Origin of the sequence: Escherichia sp. E1V33 (assembly GCF_004211955.1) — a bacterium.
Classification (GTDB): domain Bacteria; phylum Pseudomonadota; class Gammaproteobacteria; order Enterobacterales; family Enterobacteriaceae; genus Escherichia.
Map to the genome: position 1 here is coordinate 83,712 of NZ_RHJI01000002.1, position 18,343 is coordinate 102,054.

General features: G+C 51.9%; 18 protein-coding genes. 4 read left to right on the forward strand and 14 right to left on the reverse strand.

What is annotated here, in order from left to right; translation table 11 throughout:
- Positions 1-84: 84 nt before the first annotated feature.
- Entirely contained in the window at positions 85-537 is a 453-nt protein-coding gene (locus D9742_RS01360) for a DUF1198 domain-containing protein (protein WP_130235747.1), read from the reverse strand.
- A gap of 52 nt (positions 538-589) precedes the next feature.
- Entirely contained in the window at positions 590-1,924 is a 1,335-nt protein-coding gene (adeQ, locus tag D9742_RS01365) for an adenine permease AdeQ (RefSeq protein WP_130235748.1), read from the reverse strand.
- Between the two features lie 175 nt (positions 1,925-2,099).
- On the opposite strand from adeQ, the gene adeD reads away from it, so the two are divergent.
- The gene (adeD, locus tag D9742_RS01370; protein WP_130235749.1) at positions 2,100-3,866 is read left to right on the forward strand and encodes an adenine deaminase; all 1,767 of its coding nucleotides are present in this window, start codon (positions 2,100-2,102) and stop codon (positions 3,864-3,866) included.
- A 46-nt stretch (positions 3,867-3,912) separates the two neighbouring features.
- Here the strand turns inward: adeD and uhpT are convergent, their stop codons facing one another.
- From uhpT to ivbL, 7 genes are all read right to left on the reverse strand, one after another.
- On the reverse strand, positions 3,913-5,304 hold the full coding sequence (gene uhpT / locus D9742_RS01375; protein WP_130206773.1) for a hexose-6-phosphate:phosphate antiporter: 1,392 nt from the start codon (positions 5,302-5,304) through the stop codon (positions 3,913-3,915).
- Between the two features lie 202 nt (positions 5,305-5,506).
- Positions 5,507-6,826, reverse strand: a complete 1,320-nt coding sequence (gene uhpC / locus D9742_RS01380) for an MFS transporter family glucose-6-phosphate receptor UhpC (RefSeq protein ID WP_130235788.1) — start codon at positions 6,824-6,826, stop codon at positions 5,507-5,509.
- Positions 6,827-6,835: 9 nt separating this feature from the next.
- Positions 6,836-8,344, reverse strand: a complete 1,509-nt coding sequence (gene uhpB / locus D9742_RS01385) for a signal transduction histidine-protein kinase/phosphatase UhpB (protein ID WP_130235750.1) — start codon at positions 8,342-8,344, stop codon at positions 6,836-6,838.
- On the reverse strand, positions 8,344-8,934 hold the full coding sequence (gene uhpA / locus D9742_RS01390; RefSeq protein WP_047612689.1) for a transcriptional regulator UhpA: 591 nt from the start codon (positions 8,932-8,934) through the stop codon (positions 8,344-8,346). The genes uhpB and uhpA overlap by 1 nt, the downstream gene beginning before the upstream one ends.
- 72 nt (positions 8,935-9,006) lie before the next feature.
- Positions 9,007-9,297: an acetolactate synthase small subunit gene (gene ilvN / locus D9742_RS01395; protein WP_001181706.1), complete on the reverse strand. Its 291-nt coding sequence runs from the start codon at positions 9,295-9,297 to the stop codon at positions 9,007-9,009.
- 3 nt (positions 9,298-9,300) lie between these two features.
- Positions 9,301-10,989, reverse strand: coding sequence for an acetolactate synthase large subunit (gene ilvB, locus D9742_RS01400; RefSeq protein WP_130235751.1), 1,689 nt, complete (start codon positions 10,987-10,989; stop codon positions 9,301-9,303).
- A 105-nt stretch (positions 10,990-11,094) separates the two neighbouring features.
- Positions 11,095-11,193: an ilvB operon leader peptide IvbL gene (gene ivbL, locus D9742_RS01405; RefSeq protein WP_001300753.1), complete on the reverse strand. Its 99-nt coding sequence runs from the start codon at positions 11,191-11,193 to the stop codon at positions 11,095-11,097.
- A gap of 563 nt (positions 11,194-11,756) precedes the next feature.
- Here ivbL and tisB point away from each other — a divergent pair.
- Together tisB and emrD are read left to right on the forward strand one after the other, a co-directional pair.
- Entirely contained in the window at positions 11,757-11,846 is a 90-nt protein-coding gene (tisB, locus tag D9742_RS01410) for a type I toxin-antitoxin system toxin TisB (protein ID WP_000060506.1), read from the forward strand.
- 283 nt (positions 11,847-12,129) lie between these two features.
- The gene (gene emrD / locus D9742_RS01415) at positions 12,130-13,314 is read left to right on the forward strand and encodes a multidrug efflux MFS transporter EmrD (protein ID WP_130235752.1); all 1,185 of its coding nucleotides are present in this window, start codon (positions 12,130-12,132) and stop codon (positions 13,312-13,314) included.
- 7 nt (positions 13,315-13,321) lie between these two features.
- Here emrD and D9742_RS01420 read toward each other — a convergent pair whose 3' ends face one another.
- Genes D9742_RS01420 through D9742_RS01430 form a run of 3 tightly spaced genes read right to left on the reverse strand, consistent with a single transcriptional unit; the run spans position 13,322 to position 14,515 of the window.
- Entirely contained in the window at positions 13,322-13,819 is a 498-nt protein-coding gene (locus tag D9742_RS01420; protein ID WP_130235753.1) for a radical SAM protein, read from the reverse strand.
- A complete protein-coding gene (locus D9742_RS01425; RefSeq protein ID WP_130235754.1) occupies positions 13,816-14,178 on the reverse strand; it encodes a DUF202 domain-containing protein in 363 nt (120 codons plus the stop codon). The genes D9742_RS01420 and D9742_RS01425 overlap by 4 nt, the downstream gene beginning before the upstream one ends.
- A complete protein-coding gene (locus tag D9742_RS01430; protein ID WP_000703955.1) occupies positions 14,168-14,515 on the reverse strand; it encodes a YidH family protein in 348 nt (115 codons plus the stop codon). Before D9742_RS01430 ends, D9742_RS01425 begins: the two co-directional genes overlap by 11 nt.
- Before the next feature lie 108 nt (positions 14,516-14,623).
- Here D9742_RS01430 and yidI point away from each other — a divergent pair, with 108 nt between their 5' ends.
- Complete coding sequence (gene yidI, locus D9742_RS01435) at positions 14,624-15,073, forward strand: protein YidI (RefSeq protein ID WP_130235755.1); 450 nt, start codon at positions 14,624-14,626, stop codon at positions 15,071-15,073.
- A gap of 46 nt (positions 15,074-15,119) precedes the next feature.
- Here the strand turns inward: yidI and D9742_RS01440 are convergent, their stop codons facing one another.
- Together D9742_RS01440 and D9742_RS01445 are read right to left on the reverse strand one after the other, a co-directional pair.
- Complete coding sequence (locus D9742_RS01440; RefSeq protein ID WP_130235756.1) at positions 15,120-16,613, reverse strand: sulfatase-like hydrolase/transferase; 1,494 nt, start codon at positions 16,611-16,613, stop codon at positions 15,120-15,122.
- The gene (locus D9742_RS01445) at positions 16,610-18,325 is read right to left on the reverse strand and encodes a solute:sodium symporter family transporter (protein WP_130235757.1); all 1,716 of its coding nucleotides are present in this window, start codon (positions 18,323-18,325) and stop codon (positions 16,610-16,612) included. Before D9742_RS01445 ends, D9742_RS01440 begins: the two co-directional genes overlap by 4 nt.
- Between the last annotated feature and the right edge of the window lie 18 nt (positions 18,326-18,343).

The following is an 18,343-nucleotide window of genomic DNA, read 5'->3' on the forward strand; positions in this document are numbered from 1 at the left end:
TAGCGGATACGGCCTGAACGCCTTATTCCCTCTACATATGTAGGCATGATAAGACGCGCCAGCGTCGCATCAGGCAAAGCGGTTTTAATGCAGCCAGTAAACGCCCTCAGCAGGCTGAGAGAACGCGTTGTAGCGCATCTGGAATGCATTAATCTCCTGCATTTCAGGCTCTAATTCTCGCAGAAAACCCAGCGCCAGCCTGACCTGTGCGTCAGTTATGGGCGCGGCGAGGCGGGCTTTTTGCAAGATCCGATGCCACTGTTGCAGGTTCTGTTCGCTGCCATCGACAATGACAACCTGCCAGATAAGCAACACCTGCGCGGCGTTTTGCAGGTGCGACTCATCCGGGCGATGCAGATAACGTAAAAATTCGTCACCGGCTGACTTTCCCATTTGATCGACCATTGACTCAACGGGTACAACATCAATATTCAGCCGATCGCTGAGGCGGCGAATCGCTTTTCTGGCCCCGGATGTCAGTACCCGAAAGCCAATAACAAATACCACCGCCAGCGTAGCGAGCATTATCCAGATCATGAGTTCTCCTGCGTAACCGGCACTCATGATATCTGGAAACGCTTATCAGATACTAATCCACCAGGATGATTTTCAGCGCAAACAATGCCGCTACAACCACTACACACAGATTCAGATCGCGCCAGCGACCAGTACACACTTTCATGATGCAGTACGACATAAAGCCGAGCGCAATCCCTTCAGTGATCGAAAAAGTAAAAGGCATCATTACCGTGGTGATAAATGCGGGTACCGATTCGGTAAAATCATCCCAGTTAACGCGTGCCAAGCTCGATGTCATCAATACGCCAACGAAGATTAACGCCCCGGCGGTGGCGTAAGGCGGAACCATCGCCACCAGCGGTGAGAAGAACATAACCAGCAGGAACATAACGCCAACAACAACCGCAGTCAGCCCCGTGCGACCGCCGACCGCCACGCCAGAAGTACTTTCAATATAGGCGGTAACAGAGGAAGTTCCGATAAACGCGCCAGCCACCGAACTCACGCTATCAACATATAGCGCCTTATTCATGTTAGGGAATTTACCGTTACTATCTATTAAGCCAGCTTTATCAGTTACACCAATTAATGTTCCTGATGAATCAAATAGGTTGATCAGCATAAAGGAGAAAATGATACCGGCAAGCTCAAGCGATAACGCCCCGCTCAAATCAACTTCGCCAATAACACCGCTAATATCAGGTGGAATAGAATAGATTCCGCTGAAATGAACATCTCCGAAAAATAATCCACAGCAGGAAGTGACGACGATGGAAACCAACACTGCCGCATGAAAATTACGTGATGACAACACGGTTATAATAAAAAACCCTAAAATACCTAACAACACGCCGTGGGAACTTAAATCACCAATCATCACCAGCGTGTCTTTATTGGCGACAATAACACCGGTATTTTTTAATCCCATTAAGGCAATAAATAGCCCGATACCACTGGTGATACCAATACGTAAACTTAACGGAATGTTGGAGATCATCCAGTAACGGATACGAAAAAGAGTCAGCAAAAATAGTCCAATTGCGCCCCAGAAAATAGCGCCCATTCCCGTCTGCCAGGTGATACCCATCGCCCCAACCACCACGAAGGCGAAAAACGCATTCAGCCCCATCGCGGGCGCCAGCGCGACGGGAAGATTAGCAAAAACGCCCATCGCAATACTGCCAATGCCCGCAATCAAACAGGTAGTAACAAACACCACCTTTGGATCCATTTGCGCTGCGCCAAGAATTTGTGGGTTAACAAAAACGATGTACACCATGGTTAAAAAAGTGGTCATACCCGCAATCAATTCTGTGCGAACGGTTGTTCCGTGTTGCGGTAGTTTAAATAAGCGCGAAAGCGTCCCTGATTCATTACTCACGTAATCGGTATTGTCATTATTCATTTTTTTGTCCATTGGAGGAGATTTAATCCCTTGCTTTTGTAAAACAAATGACAACAACGGTTCAGTGATAATTATCACATTTCAATTGCACATTAATGGATATTCTTTAATAATCTCGCGACGTTTCTTTATGATAAATAATAATCAAATTGATAAAATCAAAATGAGAAAAAATATGAACAATTCTATTAGCCATAAATTTCATTACATTAGTCGGGTAGAATACCAGGAATTGTTAGCCGTTTCCCGTGGCGAAGCCGCTGCCGATTATATTATTGATAATGTCTCTATTCTGGATCTGATCAATGGCGGAGAAATTCCCGGCCCAATAGTGATTAAAGGACGTTACATTGCCGGTGTCGGCGCAGAATACGCTGACGCTCCGGCTTCGCGCCGAATTGATGCCCATGGCGCAACGGCAGTACCAGGGTTTATTGATGCTCACCTGCATATTGAATCCAGCATGATGACCCCAGTCACCTTTGAAACTGCCACCCTGCCGCGCGGCCTGACGACTGTTATTTGTGATCCTCATGAAATCGTCAACGTGATGGGCGAAGCCGGGTTTGCCTGGTTTGCTCGCTGTGCCGAACAGGCAAAGCAAAACCAGTATTTGCAGGTCAGCTCTTGCGTACCCGCCCTGGAAGGCTGCGATGTTAACGGTGCCAGTTTTACCCTCGAACAGATGCTCGCCTGGCGCGACCATCCGCAGGTTACCGGCCTTGCAGAAATGATGGACTACCCTGGCGTAATTAGCGGACAAAATGCGCTGCTCGATAAACTGGACGCCTTTCGCCATCTGACTCTGGATGGTCACTGCCCCGGTCTAAGCGGTAAAGAACTTAACGCCTATATTGCAGCGGGTATTGAAAACTGCCACGAAAGTTATCAGCTGGAAGAAGGACGCCGGAAATTACAACTTGGCATGTCGTTGATGATCCGCGAAGGGTCCGCTGCCCGCAATCTCAACGCGCTGGCTCCGTTGATCAACGAATTTAACAGCCCACAATGCATGCTTTGTACTGATGACCGTAACCCGTGGGAAATCGCTCACGAAGGGCATATCGACGCCTTAATTCGCCGCCTGATTGAACAACACAATGTGCCGCTGCATGTGGCATATCGCGTAGCCAGCTGGTCGACGGCGCGCCATTTTGGTCTGAATCATCTCGGTTTACTGGCTCCCGGCAAGCAGGCCGACATTGTCCTGTTAAGTGACGCGCGTAAAGTCACAGTGCAACAGGTACTGGTGAAAGGCGAACCGATTGACGCACAAACCTTGCAGGCAGAAGAGTCGGCGAGACTGGCACAATCCGCCCCGCCATATGGCAGTACCATTGATCGCCAGCCAGTTTCCGCCAGCGACTTTGCCCTGCAATTTACCCCCGGAAAACGCTATCGCGTCATTGATGTCATCCATAACGAACTGATCACGCACTCCCGCTCCAGCGTCTACAGAGAAAATGGTTTTGATCGCGATGATGTGTGTTTTATTGCCGTACTTGAGCGTTACGGGCAACGTCGGGCTCCGGCCTGTGGTTTGCTCGGCGGCTTTGGCCTGAATGAAGGCGCGCTGGCGGCGACAGTCAGCCATGACAGCCATAATATTGTGGTGATCGGTCGTAGCGCAGAAGAGATGGCGCTGGCGGTCAATCAGGTGATTCAGGATGGCGGCGGGCTGTGCGTGGTCCGTAACGGCCAAGTACAGAGTCATCTGCCGTTGCCCATTGCCGGGCTGATGAGCACCGACACGGCGCAGTCGCTGGCAGAGCAAATTGACGCGTTAAAAGTCGCTGCCCGTGAATGTGGTCCGTTACCCGATGAACCGTTTATTCAGATGGCGTTTCTTTCCCTGCCGGTGATCCCCGCATTGAAACTGACCAGTCAGGGGCTGTTTGATGGGGAGAAATTTGCCTTCACCACACTGGAAGTCACGGAATAATAAAAAAAAGCCCGGCGTCATGCCGGGCAAAAGTCACCAGTTACGTTTATGCCACTGTCAACTGCTGAATTTTTTTCTCGCGGCGGATTTTTCGTTCTTCCATCACCGCGACTATCGCCATCAGGCAGATACAGCCAATAGCGGCGATATCCAGTGCGGCGAAGGTGCCTGCCCAGCCAGTGAGGCCGAACACTGGCGTACCATCGGCAATCATTCCCAGACCTAATTTGGCAAAGCTGTCACCAATCAGGTAGGCGAAAGTGCCTTTAATCCCATCGGCAGCGCCGATCGCTTTTTTCGGTACGAAGCCAACAGCCGCCACGCCAATCAACAGTTGCGGACCAAATACCAGGAAACCTAATGCAAAGAGAGAAGCCAGATAGATATATTGGTTGCTGGCGTGTTGATACACACCAAGCGTGGCGATAATCAGCGCCAGTGCAACACACGCCACCAGGCCACGGCGCCCGTTCGCCAGGTCAGAGAGCCAGCCCCACAGCAGCGTGCCAACCAGAGCACCGGCTTCAAACAGCGTAAAGCCCTGAATCGCCACCGATTTAGAAAGTTTCAGTTCCTGAAAAGCGTACACGGTTGACCACTGGTCGATACCAATGCGTACCACGTACAGGAAGATGTTGGCGAAGCACAGCAGCCAGATCACTTTGTTTTTCAAAACATATTCGACAAAGATCTGCCACTTGGTCATGTCGGTGGATTCCGTCTCTTTGTCCTCTTCGCTGATCTCTTCACCGAATAGTTCTTCAGCTTTGCCAAGACCATACGCTTCAGGGGAGTCGCTGCCGTAACGCAGACCGATAAAACCGACAATCAACGCGATAATCGACGGGAAGATAAACATGCCGATCACGTGACCGTCGAACAGGTAATTTGCGCCGAATAGCGCCACACCCGCCGCCCCCGCGCCGCCGAGGTTGTGGGAAATGTTCCAGAAACCGAGGAAGGTCCCGCGCTTACGACGCGGCGTCCATTTGGTAATCGTGGAGTAACTGCACGAACCGCCGGTACTCTGGAAAAAGCCACTTAAGGCGTAGAAGGCAATCATCAGGAACAGGCTAACCGAGCCGCTGCCCATGCTGGCGCTGAAGCCCAGCATACAAATAGCGGACAAGATCAGCATGAACGGCAGGAATTGTTTGGTATTTTTGCCGTCGGCGTAGTAGGAAACCAGCGTTTTACCCACGCCGTAAGTGATGGAGAAGCCCAGGCCAATCATCCCCAGCTGCGTCATGCTCAACCCGTAGGTCGAGATCATGTCGTTCTGTGCGATGTTAAAGTTCTTGCGAATCAGGTACATCGTCAGGTAGCCAATAAAGACCACCAGATAGGATTGCATGAACGGTTTGAACCACATTTTGCGCCGCACTTCGAGCGGAAGGTCCAGGGTCGGTTTGCGGACCTGGTTTAAGAAAGCCAGCATGGGTTACTCCTGATTTCCCTTCATACTTCAGGCCGCAAGTGCCTTAGCTGCACGCATTCCTGCAACTTGAATTATTTGGGGAAAGAATTAACGAATGATGGCATTGTAAAAACCAGCAGCAAATCAGGCTTGAGATAGCGTCCAGGCAAAACCAGGAAAATTTCTTAGTTTTGCCGGATATGAGGTAGAAAAGTGAGATGCATCACGCTTCGCGCGGAGCCTGGGCATTCAAAAAGGGCAGTAACAACAGTGCCGAAACCCCGGCGGCAATGGCGATAACCACGAAAAAACCACTCCAGTGCCAGGTATCCAGCACTTTCGCCAGCGGCCAACCGGCAAGTGACGCCCCCAGATAAGCAAACAAGCCGACAAACCCCGTCGCCGCCCCCGCAGCTTCTTTGTGAGAACACTCTGCCGCCGCCATACCAATTAACATCTGCGGGCCAAAGACAAAAAAACCAATGGTGAAGAAGCAGGTCGCCTGCATCACGTAGCTGGCAAATGGCATCAACCATAGCGAGCCAACGGAGAGTAAAATCCCCGCAGCAAAAATCAAATTCATCGGCCCGCGGTTGCCGTTAAATAGCTTGTCCGAGCCCCAACCGGCTACCAGCGCACCGATAAATCCGCCCAGTTCAAACATCGTCACTGCCGTATTCGCCGTGACCAGATCGACGCCCAGCGTCTCGGACATATACAGGTTGCCCCAGTCGTTGATTGCCGCCCGGACCACATAGACCAGCACATAGCAAAACGAAAGCAGCCAGATATACGGATTCAGCAACACATATTTGGTGAGGATCTCTTTACGCGTCAGCCCCGCCCCTTCTTGTTGTTGGGCAATTTCCAGCGCATCGTGCCGCCATTCTCCGACCGCCGGTAAACCTAACGCCTGCGGGCGATCGCGCAGCCGCCAGCAGAGAAAAATCCCCACGACTATCGCCATACAACCGGCAATCATCATCCCGGCACGCCAGCCATAATGCAGCGCAGCAGCGGCCATCACGATGGGAATTAGTGCGCCGCCGACGTTATGCGCCGTGTTCCATAACGCCCACCAACCGCCGCGCTCGGTACGTGAATACCAGGCGGTTAACAGACGCGCACAAACCGGTGAACCCCAGCCCTGGAAAAAGGCGTTCAACACCCACAGCACGGCAAACGCCCATAGCGACGTCGAAAAGCCAAACAGAATGTTGATAATGCCCGTGGCGATAAGCCCTATCCCCATAAAATAACGGGCATTTGAGCGATCGCTGACAATGCCGGAGACAAACTTCGATACGCCGTAGGTAATGTAAAACAGCGTTGCTAACAGGCCGATATCGCTACGGCTGAGTACGCCGTTGGCGAGGATTTCCGGCACGGCGGCATTAAAACTTTTACGGGTGAAGTAAAACAGCGCATAGCCCAGCCAGATGGTCAGCAAAATATGCCGACGCCAGTAGCGGTAGCGAGCATCAATTTCACTTTTATCGCTGATCAGCGGTGCGTCGGCAGGCGCTTTCAGAAACGGCAACATCATCAAGCCTTAAACATAACGTTGAGGTAGAGAGACACTGACACGCGTGCCGTGCAGACAGGAGATGGTCAAGGTGCCGCCTAGCGCGGTTACGCGCTCGCGCATTCCAGTGAGGCCAAAACCTTGTTGCCCGGAACCTGGCGGCAGACCGCTACCATCGTCTTCAATCACCAGCATTAAACGCTCATCCTGCTGCCAACCTTGCAGTGTAACCGCGCTGGCATCGGCATGTTTCACAATGTTGTTCAGCCCCTCCTGGCAGACACGAAACAGCGTCACACGCTGGTTTTCACTTAACGCTGATTCATCGATCCGCCATTCGAGATGACTGACAATGCCGCGCCCTTCCAGCTCCATTTCCCGCATCAATGAACGGATGGCCTGCTCCAGGGTCAGATCATCCAACTGGCGCGGACGTAACCGCCCTAACAAGCGGCGCACCGCGTCGTAAACGCCCAGCGACAGTTGTTCGATTAGCTGTCCGCTCTGTTTCACACTGGCGTTATCCGCCGCCAGCCGCTGGACAATGCCCGCCTGGGTACGAATGGCGGTGATGGTCTGGCCGATATCGTCGTGCAGTTCACGCGCTACGTCGCGACGCACGCTCTCTTCAGTTTCAAGCAACCGCTCGGCAAGATGTTGATTACGCGCCAGTTCCTTTTGCAGCGACTGGTTAAGTTCGCGTAACCGCTGGATGCCTGCGCCCAGCAACAGGCCAGTGAGGCTTTGCACCAGCAGTGAAAGCAATAAATCGACCGGATGATCGCGCCAGGTCTGACTGGCGATCAGCGCGATGGCGTTCATCAACGTCGCAATCAGCGCCCCTTGCCAGCCATAGTGCCAGGCCAGGGCGATAATCGGCAGCGCCAGGCAAAACGGGGTAAAGCGCGAGAGTTCGTTCGGCAGCCCCAGTTGCAACCACAGGCTGATAACAAACAACAGCAAATACCAGACCAGATGCCGCCCACGCCAGTTGATAGGCTGGGAAACCAGCGATGGCCCCAGCGGTAGCCAAGTGTTATTCGCCAGATAGTGCCAGAACACCAGACAAATGGGGGCCAGCGTCAGACCGCCGGTTAAGGTCATCAACAGGGCGTTCCAGGGCTCGTTTCCGTACCCATGCCAAAGCCAGGGTGACGACTGTAATAACGCCGCCGCCGTCAGTGCCGCGCCCTGTAACAGCAACGTACGCCAGTCGCGCTGGTGGCGATAACGGGAAATCAACGCCACAGGAAGTAACGTTAGTAAACTACCGATCATCAATAACGGATAATGCGTTAACCCAACCGCCTGCGTCAGCCAGTAAATCAGCAGCCATTCTGCGCCCATCAACACCAGCCAGTATCTGCGCGGGCATTGCAACATTAGCCCCAGACGCAGACCAAACGGAAACAGCAATACCGCCAAATCCGGGCGTTCAACCAGGTGCAGGCTGATACTCCACAGGCAAAACCATGCGGCAGAGAAGATAAAAAAGCAGGCAATAACGGTAATTAAGCGGGAGAACAACGTCTTCATCACCAGCCATCAAACATGCGGCGCGCCAGTTCAACGTCGTTGCTGACGCCCAGTTTTTCCATCAGATTGGCACGATGTACATGCACAGTTTTTGGCGACAAACCTAGTTCGGCGGCAATCTCTTTCACCGCCATTCCTTGCGCCAGTTTTTCCGCCACCTGGCGTTCGCGTTTGGTTAGCGGGTCCTGACGGCCCGATGCCAGTTTAATAGCGATATCCGGTGTCAGATAACAACCGCCAGTTGCAACCGTATGCACAGCAGCGATCAGCTCGTCCGGGCTACAGCGTTTAGAGAGAAAACCGCGCGCCCCCGCGTTAAGCGCCTGTTCAACCAGCGCCGGACTGTCGTGAACGGAGAGCATAATTGTCGCCATACCTTTCGGTAGCTGGCTTAATAGCTCCAGCCCAGAAATATCCGGCATTGAGATATCACAAATACACACCTGCACACCGCGACCAGGTAAGCCAGTCAGCGCCTCACGCCCGGAACCAAACTCGGCAACTACCTGCAAATCAGGTTCCAGCCCCAGCAGCTGCGCAAAGCCGGAGCGGACGATAAGGTGATCGTCTATAAGGGCAACGGTTATCATGGTCTTGTCCTGGCGGGTAAAAAAACGCGCTTACCTTAACGATAAGCGCGTCACTGTTCAAGCCTTGAGCGGTTACTGAAAAAATACGGCTATCTTGTTAAACATTGTCGGGTCGGACTGATTACGCTGCACTTTCACCACATCCTCCAGTTTGTCTATCTGGCTTATCATTTGTTCCAGTCGCTGATCGTCATTGACCAGTAGCCAGATATGGCTTTTGTCGCTGTCCTGAATCGGCAGACAAAGAATGCCTTCAACGTTAAAAGCGCGGCGGGCAAAAAGGCCACAAACGTGGGTCATTACGCCCGGATGGTTGCGAACGGTGAGTTCCAGAATCACGTTGTCATGAGTTGTGTTTTGCATGGCTTATTCCCCCACCATTTCAGTATTTGCCGCGCCTGGCGGCACCATTGGGTACACTTTTTCTTCGGCATCAATGCGTACGTGGATCAGCGCCGGACCAGGGCGATTAATAATTTCCTGTAATGCCGCCTGCGGATCGGTTTCATTATTTAAATCACAGGTTTCGAGGCCGAACCCAGCAGCAATTTGCATAAAGTTGATTTTGCCCGGATAGGTGGCGGCAAAAACACCCTGCTTGTAGAACAGACTCTGTTGCTGATGTACCAGTCCCAGTGCTTCGTTGTTCATCAGAATGATTTTGACATCCAGCTGATTTTCGCTGGCGGTGGCCATCTCCTGAATATTCATCATCAGGCTGCCGTCGCCGGAGAAACACAACACTTTGCGATCCGGGTTAGCCAGCGCCGCACCTATCGCTGCGGGTAAACCGAAGCCCATCGTTCCCAGCCCACCAGAAGTCAGCCACTGGCGTGGGCGATTGAGAGGATAAGCCTGCGCGGTCCACATCTGATGCTGACCTACATCGGTGGTGATAATCGCATTGTCATCGACACAGGCGGCAACGGCGTTAATCAGCCCGTAATGTGTTAATGGATCGCACGCTTTCGGAATAGGACACGGGAATTCGCGCTGCAAATCCGCCACCAACTGGTGCCACTCTGTACGCGGCTGGGCTTCCACGCGTGGGATCAGCTGCGCCAGCACATCATCAACATCCGCCTGAATCGCCACGTGCGGTTGTTTAACTTTACCCAGCTCCGCGCGGTCGATATCCACATGTATAATTTTGGCGTTCGGGCAGAACTCTTCCGTTTTACCAATCGCCCGGTCATCAAAACGAGCACCGAGAACAATCAGCAGATCCGCCTCCTGCAAGATATAGTTAGTGCTGCGCACGCCATGCATCCCCAGCATACCCAGCGACAGCGGATGCGCTTTTGGCAACATGCCCAGCGCCATTAAGGTCATGGTGGTAGGCAGCTGCGCTTTCTCAGCCAGTTCACGCACCCGCGCGGGCGCGTTAATGACACCGCCCCCCAGATAAAGCACCGGGCGTTTGGCTGCGTTAATCATTGCCGCTGCGTCACGAATGCTTTCTTCGCTAAAGGCGGGCGCGGCGGCTTTTTCTGCCACAGCGGGCTGTGCTTCAATCTCAAAAACTGCCGTTTGCACATCCTTAGGAATGTCTATCCACACCGGGCCAGGGCGGCCTGATTGCGCAATGCGAAAGGCATCGCTCATGACCTGCGGGAGTTCTTCGATATGTCTGACCAGATAGTTGTGTTTGGTGATGGGGATAGAGATGCCGTAGGTGTCCACTTCCTGGAAGGCGTCGGTGCCAATCATCGAGGCGGGAACCTGACCAGTGATGCAAATCAGCGGGATGGAGTCCAGCCGCGCATCGGCAATGGCGGTCACCAGGTTAGTCGCACCCGGTCCGCTACAGGCCATACAAACCGCCGGTTTGCCATCAGTGCGAGCCATTCCCTGGGCGATAAACCCCGCGCCCTGTTCATGACGAGCCAGAATATGGCGGATTTGCGTGCTTTGGCTTAAGGCGTCGTAAACAGGGAGAATCGAACCGCCCGGAATCCCCGTCACAATCTTAATACCCTGCTGTTCCAGGAAATGAACGATAAATTCTGCGCCTGTAAAACGCTTACGTGTCGATGTTGTGCCCGAACTTGCCATGCTCCAGTCCTTTTCTTCTGGGCCGACTTTCCGGGAGGTGTTTAAACGAAAAACCCCGCCCGGTTTGCGCCGGCGGGGTTTTGGAATCGTGTGTTGTTCCAGTCCCTACGGCGCATTGCCGACGACCACCACCACACGCACGACGACCACTGCGGCGGATGGCGCAGTTGGTAGTAGTTTTGCGTTGAGCATGGAAGTAGTCATTGGGGACCTTGTTGGTTTTGTGTTTAACAATATTTATACAAGCACAGCTTTACAGGGGAGACAATGGAAAATTTTTCATCAGGGAATAATTGGGGGATTGATCACGTTTTGTACTGAAACGCAGGCAACAAAAAACCCCGCCGGAGCGAGGTTCCTTCAGCCGCCCACGGCTGGTAACCGCAAAGCACACTGTATTATGTCAACACTGAAAGTATACGTGTTCCGCGCAGAACGCGCAATTTCGGCACGAATTTTGACTTATTTAGCGCATAATTGAGTATCGATCACAGTTTTGATTTTGTCTAACTTTCACTGTTTATTTATACAGTGCAATTCTATAATATCACTGTACGCAATGTGTTATGCGGGGCCGCATCGTTACCCGGCGCACTAAGTCCTGGCTGAAACGGGTGGTGCCGTCAGCGCCTTAACCCCGCGTGAGCACACTGTGTTATGTCAACAAGCACAACGTTTCTTCTGAAGAAGCCGCGTGCGCAACAGCTGGCAACAGGCAGCGGAAAGGTACGTCAGCTGGCAGTGCTCCTGAACCACAGGAGACGCGTATGAGCCTGGTGGATATCGCCATTCTTATCCTCAAACTCATTGTTGCAGCACTGCAACTGCTTGATGCTGTTCTGAAATATCTTAAGTAATTCAGATTCAAGCCGCACTTAAGGGGAGTGGGAAACCGCTCCCCTTTCATATTCTGCTTGCGAATTGGTGTCGGATGCGATGCTGGCGGAATAGGGCGTAAACGTTCCCCCCCTACTCCGGCAACATTTATTGCCGCTGTTGTTTATATTTTCTGCCGTTTTGTTATTCATCATTCCGTATATATATCTGGCTAACATTTATCAATGTGATAGATTCCTCTCCTGCATTTATTCGAATGCGTAGTAACTTATTCTAAATATATTTTTAAAAGCGTCTGTGATAATGAAAAGGCATAGAAACGTCAATTTATTATTGATGTTGGTATTACTCGTGGCCGTCGGTCAGATGGCACAAACTATTTATATTCCTGCTATTGCCGATATGGCACAAGATCTCAACGTCCGTGAAGGGGCGGTGCAGAGCGTAATGGGCGCTTATCTGCTGACCTACGGTATCTCACAACTATTTTATGGCCCAATTTCCGACAGGGTGGGACGCCGCCCGGTGATCCTCGTCGGAATGTCCATTTTTATGTTGGCGACATTGATAGCAGTCACCACTTCCAGCCTGACGGTGTTAATTGCCGCCAGTGCGATACAGGGGATGGGGACCGGCGTCGGCGGCGTAATGGCGCGTACATTACCGCGTGATTTATATGAACGGACACAGCTTCGTCACGCTAATAGCATGTTAAATATGGGGATTCTTGTTAGTCCGTTGCTCGCACCACTCATTGGCGGCCTGCTGAATACCCTTTGGAGCTGGCGGGCCTGTTATCTGTTTTTACTGGTGCTTTGTGCCGGTGTGACGTTCAGCATGGCGCGCTGGATGCCAGAAACACGCCCTGTCGACGCGCCGCGTACGCGCCTGCTCACCAGTTATAAAACTCTCTTTGGCAATAGCGGCTTTAACTGCTATTTGCTGATGTTAATTGGTGGTCTGGCAGGGATTGCCGCTTTCGAAGCCTGTTCCGGTGTGTTGATGGGTGCAGTGTTAGGGTTAAGCAGCATGACAGTCAGTATTTTGTTTATTCTGCCAATTCCAGCGGCATTCTTCGGCGCATGGTTTGCTGGTCGACCGAACAAACGCTTCTCTACGTTAATGTGGCAGTCGGTTATCTGCTGCCTGTTGGCAGGAATGATGATGTGGATCCCCGGCTGGTTTAGCGTGATGAATGTCTGGACGTTACTCGTTCCCGCCGCGCTGTTCTTTTTCGGTGCCGGGATGTTGTTTCCGCTGGCAACCAGTGGCGCAATGGAGCCATTCCCCTTCCTGGCTGGCACGGCTGGCGCGCTAGTCGGCGGCCTGCAAAATATTGGTTCCGGCGTGCTGGCGTCGCTCTCCGCGATGCTGCCGCAAACCGGTCAGGGTAGCTTGGGGTTGTTGATGACCTTAATGGGATTGTTGATCGTGCTGTGCTGGCTACCGCTGGCGACGCGGATGTCGCATCAGGGGCAGCCCGTTTAAGCTCACGTCACCGCAGCATCGTCATCAACTCCATTGGAGAACGATGCTGCTTTATCAAGTCACGCATCACCCGCATGTGCGGCGCAGAGTAGGAATAAAAAGCTTGATAGCCAACACAAAGCGCGTTGTCAGGACAATCCTCTGGGGAATGCAGACACAAGCGATGCCAGTCGCACATCTGACACTCCCGCCGAAGTTGTACGTTTTCGCTCCCGCACCATTTTTGCAGCGTGGCGTCAAAAAGTTCGACTGATATACGACCAATATCTTCACGCGCCCAACGCTCGAACAGAGCGATTAAAAATTGCCCCCACAGTTCAGCTGTCACCGAAGAAGCTGTCAGCTTGCCCCGGTCATCAAATTCTATATGGGGAATAAGTTGCACGGAGCGAAGACCCCGCTGTTTGAAATTCTGATAAAAATCGGCAGGTTGTAGCGCATCTTTATACTCTACAACTAGTTTATGCCTGTCCTCTTCAGCATTGACAACCTGACTTCCTGTCATGTGACTCTCTCAATCAATACGACTAGTTGATGTATATGCGTTACAGCAAACAGTATTGCAAGAGATAACACCGCGAGGGAGATCATAAATTTGTCACGGATTACGTTAAATTGAGAAAAATCACTATTAGTCACATCCATTAAATTACGATTACGGGTATAGCGCCAAAGTATTAGTGCCACAATGGCGAGGATGCCAATAGAAATCCAGAACAACGCGCCGGCCTGATGCCAGTTGTGTTTAATTGCCAGCGCCATCAGCGCGCCATAGCCCAGCATGGTGCGAAACCACGCCAGCGATGTACGTTCTGGCTGAAGTCCGGGATCAGCAATACGTCTGGCTTTACGACTATCCGGCATACAGTACCAGCCCCATGACTATTACCGCCACGATCATCAATATTAAGCTGATGATTAATAAGCTGTTGGTATAGGGTAAGTCCTCTTTCAAACGCATCGCTTTTTCATTGCGTAACCAGCGCAGGTAGCCATACATCGCTAACCCGCCGGAAAACAGGCACAACAATAACGCCAACAGTTCACGAATGACGGGCGTGGCGAAGTCTGGCGCAAGTTGATCCAGCCCGACGCCCGCCGCCAGAAATCCCAACGCAGTACGGATCCATGCCAGAAATGTACGTTCATTAGCCAACGAAAAGCGGTAATCAGGCGCTTCTCCGAGGCGGGAAATTTTCATTGTTGCTCCTTTGCACTTTCACTAACGCTCTGCCTTTAGCGGTTATTTTTAAGAATTTGGTCCGCCCGTTTCCTGATATGCTTTTGCCATCCACTACAAGGAGGTCTGATGGGTATCATAGCGCAAAATAAAAGCAGTTCACTGGGCATGCTATTCGGTGCCATCGCTTTATTGATGGGTATTATCCACTTTTCATTCGGCCCTTTTGCCGCACCGCCTCCAACGCTGGAAAGCATCGTGGCGGACAAAACGGCTGAAATTAAAAGAGGTCTTCTCGCCGGAATAAAAGATGAAAAAATTACTACGGTGGAGAAAAAAGAGACGGTTGATGTCGATAAAATCCTCGATCAAGGTGGTATCGCACTGGCCATTGCCGCGCTACTCTGCGCATTTATTGGCGGTATGCGTAAGGAAAATCGCTGGGGCATTCGCGGCGCACTGGTATTTGGCGGCGGGACGCTGGCTTTCCATACCTTGCTTTTTGGTATCGGCATCGTGTGCAGCATTTTGCTGATATTCCTTATCTTTTCCTTCCTGACCGGCGGTTCACTGGTTTAAGCGGCCTGAATATTGCCCGCCAGGCTTCCGCCAGCGGGCATCATCGTCAGAACTTCTGTTTTTTATCCTCGACCTTCACTCCTTGCGTCGGTAAACCGGTGTCATAGTCCCGTACCACTGGAGAATAACCATCCTGTGGGCGTGGACGGAACGCCCCCATCCAGCGCGGTTGCGCATCTTTGCGCCACGGACGCAGGCTCCATTGATAACTGCGGAACGGATCGCGAATTTTGTCCATATAATCCAGTAAGGCGTCATGCATCTTGCTGCGAACGTCGGCAAAATTGACATCATCAATCACGTTATGCAGTTCATTTGGGTCGTTACGGCGATCGTAAAGTTCATCACTGGTGAAAAGGTTAAGCACCAGTTTATAGTCATCTGTTACCCAGCAACGAACCGGAATAAAGCCGCCAAAGCTGTCATGTTCAATCTCATAACGGTTAAATTCCACCATCACGCCACGAGGTTCTTTCGCTGTGAGGATATTTTCCCCTGGTAAAATTTCAGGTTTTTCAATATTCGCCAGCGCCATCATTGTCGGTAGTAAATCAATATGGCTGACTGGCGTATCAACCTGTCGCGACTCGCCTTGCGGCGAGCGGATAATCAGCGGGATGCGAGTAATATCGTCATACATCGCCGCTCCTTTGCTAATGAGCTTATGTGCGCCCATCATTTCACCGTGATCGGAGGTATAAATGACCCACGTATTTTCACGTTGTTCTGGCGTTAATGCGTGGATAACTCGTCCGATTTGGTCATCAACAAAGTCATTGCAGGCAAAATAGAGCGGATGATGATAAAACCCGTCATCACCGACTGGCGATGGCATTGCCTGCGACCATAAACGGTGATGTTCCGGTTTGTTCACCAGGTCATCCTGAGCTTTCTCGCCCAATTCGTAGTAAAAGTCTTCGTATTTCTCTAAATACTCCACCGGACAGGTGAACGGGTGATGCGGCTCGTCATACGAAACCACCATCAGGAAAGGTTCCTCGGCGCGCGCGGGCTGTTGCAGAAAATCCACTGCCCGATTGCTGATGCGATGCGCCCAGGTAAAGGTTTCGTCGATATGGTTTGCCTTTAAATCTTCGACGCTGTTTAAGCCGTTACGCCACAGGCTGATCTCTCTTTCAGTCAATTCGCTAAGGTAGTTCGCCCCGTCATACCAGTAATCGGCGTCCCATTCCGGCGGACACTCGCCAGTGCCGAAATAGTCATGGCCGTCGAGATGCCATTTGCCGATGTAACAGGTGTGATAGCCCGCATCCTTAAAGTAGCGCCCCATGGTGGAGATGTTTTTGCCTGGCGCAAGGTTGTTGGTCCACGGCCCGGACTGATTAGCGTAGATGCCAGTAAACAGTCCGGCCCGTGCAGGTGTACAAACCGGCGAACAAGTGTAGGCGGAATTAAAGCGAATACCTTCCGCCGCCAGACAATCAATATTTTGCGTATTCAGCGGCTTACCGCTATAGCAACCGACCATATTGGTGGCCTGGGTGTCAGTCATAATGAACAGAAAATTGGGGCGTTTCATAGGCTATCCTTCGCGTCGGGAGTAAACGTTACGGCTGGGTCGTGACGATGCCGCCAGCTATCAAAAATCAGGTAGACAATCACTACGGCAGCGATGGAATAACTGATCATCGCTAACCAGCGCGTACCATAGCCGCCGAATTCAGCCAGCCCGGCATAGACACCAATCATCGCGAACAGGATGCCAATTGACGCGATCTTGACGTTTTTCCACGGTTTCATGTCCACCGCAAACGCATCTTTGAAGGTGAACGGCGTGGCGCGCGGTTTAATAAAACCGATCACCAGCATCACGACCACGTTGATGCAGAACGTACAGGCCAGCACATAGAGGAAATGGAAGTCGAACTTCACCAGATAGTTGATGGTGATGTAGCTGATTATGCCAATCCCCATCGCCACTTTTGCCGCCAGCGCCGGGATGCGCGGGAAGAAAAAGCCCATAATGATGATGGTAACCAGCGGCACGTTGTAAATGCCGTTGAGCTGTTTCATCCAGCTATACAGCCCCTGCGGCGCGTTGGCGATCCACGGCGCGACCATCACCGAAACGATGGCGATAAAGAAACCAAATTTGCGCCCGACGGTGACCAGCTGTTGCGGCTCGGCATTCTGGTTAATGATGCGCCGGTAAATACCCATACTGAATAACGTACTGGCGCTATTCAGAAAGCCGTTGAAGGTACTGATCACCGCACCAAATAACACCGCGCCGAAGAACCCCACCAATGGCACTGGCAGAACGTTATTGACCAGCGTCGGGTAGGCCATGTCAGCTTTCGGTAAATCCTGATACAGGTGAAACGCAATCAACCCTGGCAGCACCAGTACCAGCGGGTCGAGCATTTTCAGTACCGCCGTTAACAGCGCCCCTTTCTGCCCTTCCGCCAGACTTTTTGACGCCAGCGTGCGTTGCACGATGCCCTGATTAGTACACCAGTAAAAGGTATTAACCAGAATCAAACCGGTGAACGCTGCGCCAATCGGTAAGGGATCGGTCGAGCCGCCTACTGAGTTTAATTTCTCGGCATGAACAGTCGTGATTTGTTCAATACCTTGCAAAAAGCTGCCCTTGCCCATCGCGATCAAGCCAAACACCGGCACCATCAACCCGCCGATAACCAGCCCAATACCGTTGATGGAATCCGCCACCGCCATCGCGCGCAGCCCACCAATCACCGCGTACAGAATCCCCGCCAGACCGAGCAAAATCACCAGTAACCAGATAGCCGCGCCGTGGGAAATTTGTAACGATTCCCCGACGTGAAACAGGCTGTTGAGCGCCAACGCGCCGGAGTAGAGAACAATCGGCAGAAAGCAGACGCCGGTGGCAATGAGGAAGCAGAAGTCGATGATAATACGCGTCGTTTTATCATAACGTTCCTCCAGAAAATCGGGGATGGTGGCAATGCCGCGCTTCAGATAGCGCGGTAAAAAGATTAGCGCGAGGAAGATCAGCGTCACCGCAGAAGTCACTTCCCAGCCCATCACCGACATGCCGCTTTTGTAGGCCTGCCCGGAAAGGCCAACCAGTTGTTCCGTGGAAAGGTTGGTTAGCATTAACGAAGCGGCAATAACCGGCGCTTTTAGTGAACGTCCGGCAAGAAAATAGCCTTGTTGCGATCCGGTATCTGTTTTGCGAACTTTCAACCAGGTGATGACCGCCACCAGCAGCGTAAAACCGACAAAACTCAAGATTTGTAACGAATTCATCTCATAGCCCTTATTTAT

What these genes read in the sequence shown, in the direction of transcription:
- ivbL (WP_001300753.1), bottom strand. Translation starts at nt 11,193, where the DNA reads ATGACTACTTCCATGCTCAACGCAAAACTACTACCAACTGCGCCATCC.
- D9742_RS01445 (WP_130235757.1), bottom strand. Translation starts at nt 18,325, where the DNA reads ATGAATTCGTTACAAATCTTGAGTTTTGTCGGTTTTACGCTGCTGGTG.
- D9742_RS01430 (WP_000703955.1), bottom strand. Translation starts at nt 14,515, where the DNA reads ATGAAAATTTCCCGCCTCGGAGAAGCGCCTGATTACCGCTTTTCGTTG.
- adeD (WP_130235749.1), top strand. Translation starts at nt 2,100, where the DNA reads ATGAACAATTCTATTAGCCATAAATTTCATTACATTAGTCGGGTAGAA.
- adeQ (WP_130235748.1), bottom strand. Translation starts at nt 1,924, where the DNA reads ATGAATAATGACAATACCGATTACGTGAGTAATGAATCAGGGACGCTT.
- D9742_RS01440 (WP_130235756.1), bottom strand. Translation starts at nt 16,613, where the DNA reads ATGAAACGCCCCAATTTTCTGTTCATTATGACTGACACCCAGGCCACC.
- tisB (WP_000060506.1), top strand. Translation starts at nt 11,757, where the DNA reads ATGAGCCTGGTGGATATCGCCATTCTTATCCTCAAACTCATTGTTGCA.
- emrD (WP_130235752.1), top strand. Translation starts at nt 12,130, where the DNA reads ATGAAAAGGCATAGAAACGTCAATTTATTATTGATGTTGGTATTACTC.
- yidI (WP_130235755.1), top strand. Translation starts at nt 14,624, where the DNA reads ATGGGTATCATAGCGCAAAATAAAAGCAGTTCACTGGGCATGCTATTC.
- uhpA (WP_047612689.1), bottom strand. Translation starts at nt 8,934, where the DNA reads ATGATAACCGTTGCCCTTATAGACGATCACCTTATCGTCCGCTCCGGC.
- ilvN (WP_001181706.1), bottom strand. Translation starts at nt 9,297, where the DNA reads ATGCAAAACACAACTCATGACAACGTGATTCTGGAACTCACCGTTCGC.
- D9742_RS01425 (WP_130235754.1), bottom strand. Translation starts at nt 14,178, where the DNA reads ATGCCGGATAGTCGTAAAGCCAGACGTATTGCTGATCCCGGACTTCAG.
- uhpT (WP_130206773.1), bottom strand. Translation starts at nt 5,304, where the DNA reads ATGCTGGCTTTCTTAAACCAGGTCCGCAAACCGACCCTGGACCTTCCG.
- D9742_RS01420 (WP_130235753.1), bottom strand. Translation starts at nt 13,819, where the DNA reads ATGACAGGAAGTCAGGTTGTCAATGCTGAAGAGGACAGGCATAAACTA.
- uhpC (WP_130235788.1), bottom strand. Translation starts at nt 6,826, where the DNA reads ATGTTGCCGTTTCTGAAAGCGCCTGCCGACGCACCGCTGATCAGCGAT.
- uhpB (WP_130235750.1), bottom strand. Translation starts at nt 8,344, where the DNA reads ATGAAGACGTTGTTCTCCCGCTTAATTACCGTTATTGCCTGCTTTTTT.
- ilvB (WP_130235751.1), bottom strand. Translation starts at nt 10,989, where the DNA reads ATGGCAAGTTCGGGCACAACATCGACACGTAAGCGTTTTACAGGCGCA.
- D9742_RS01360 (WP_130235747.1), bottom strand. Translation starts at nt 537, where the DNA reads ATGATCTGGATAATGCTCGCTACGCTGGCGGTGGTATTTGTTATTGGC.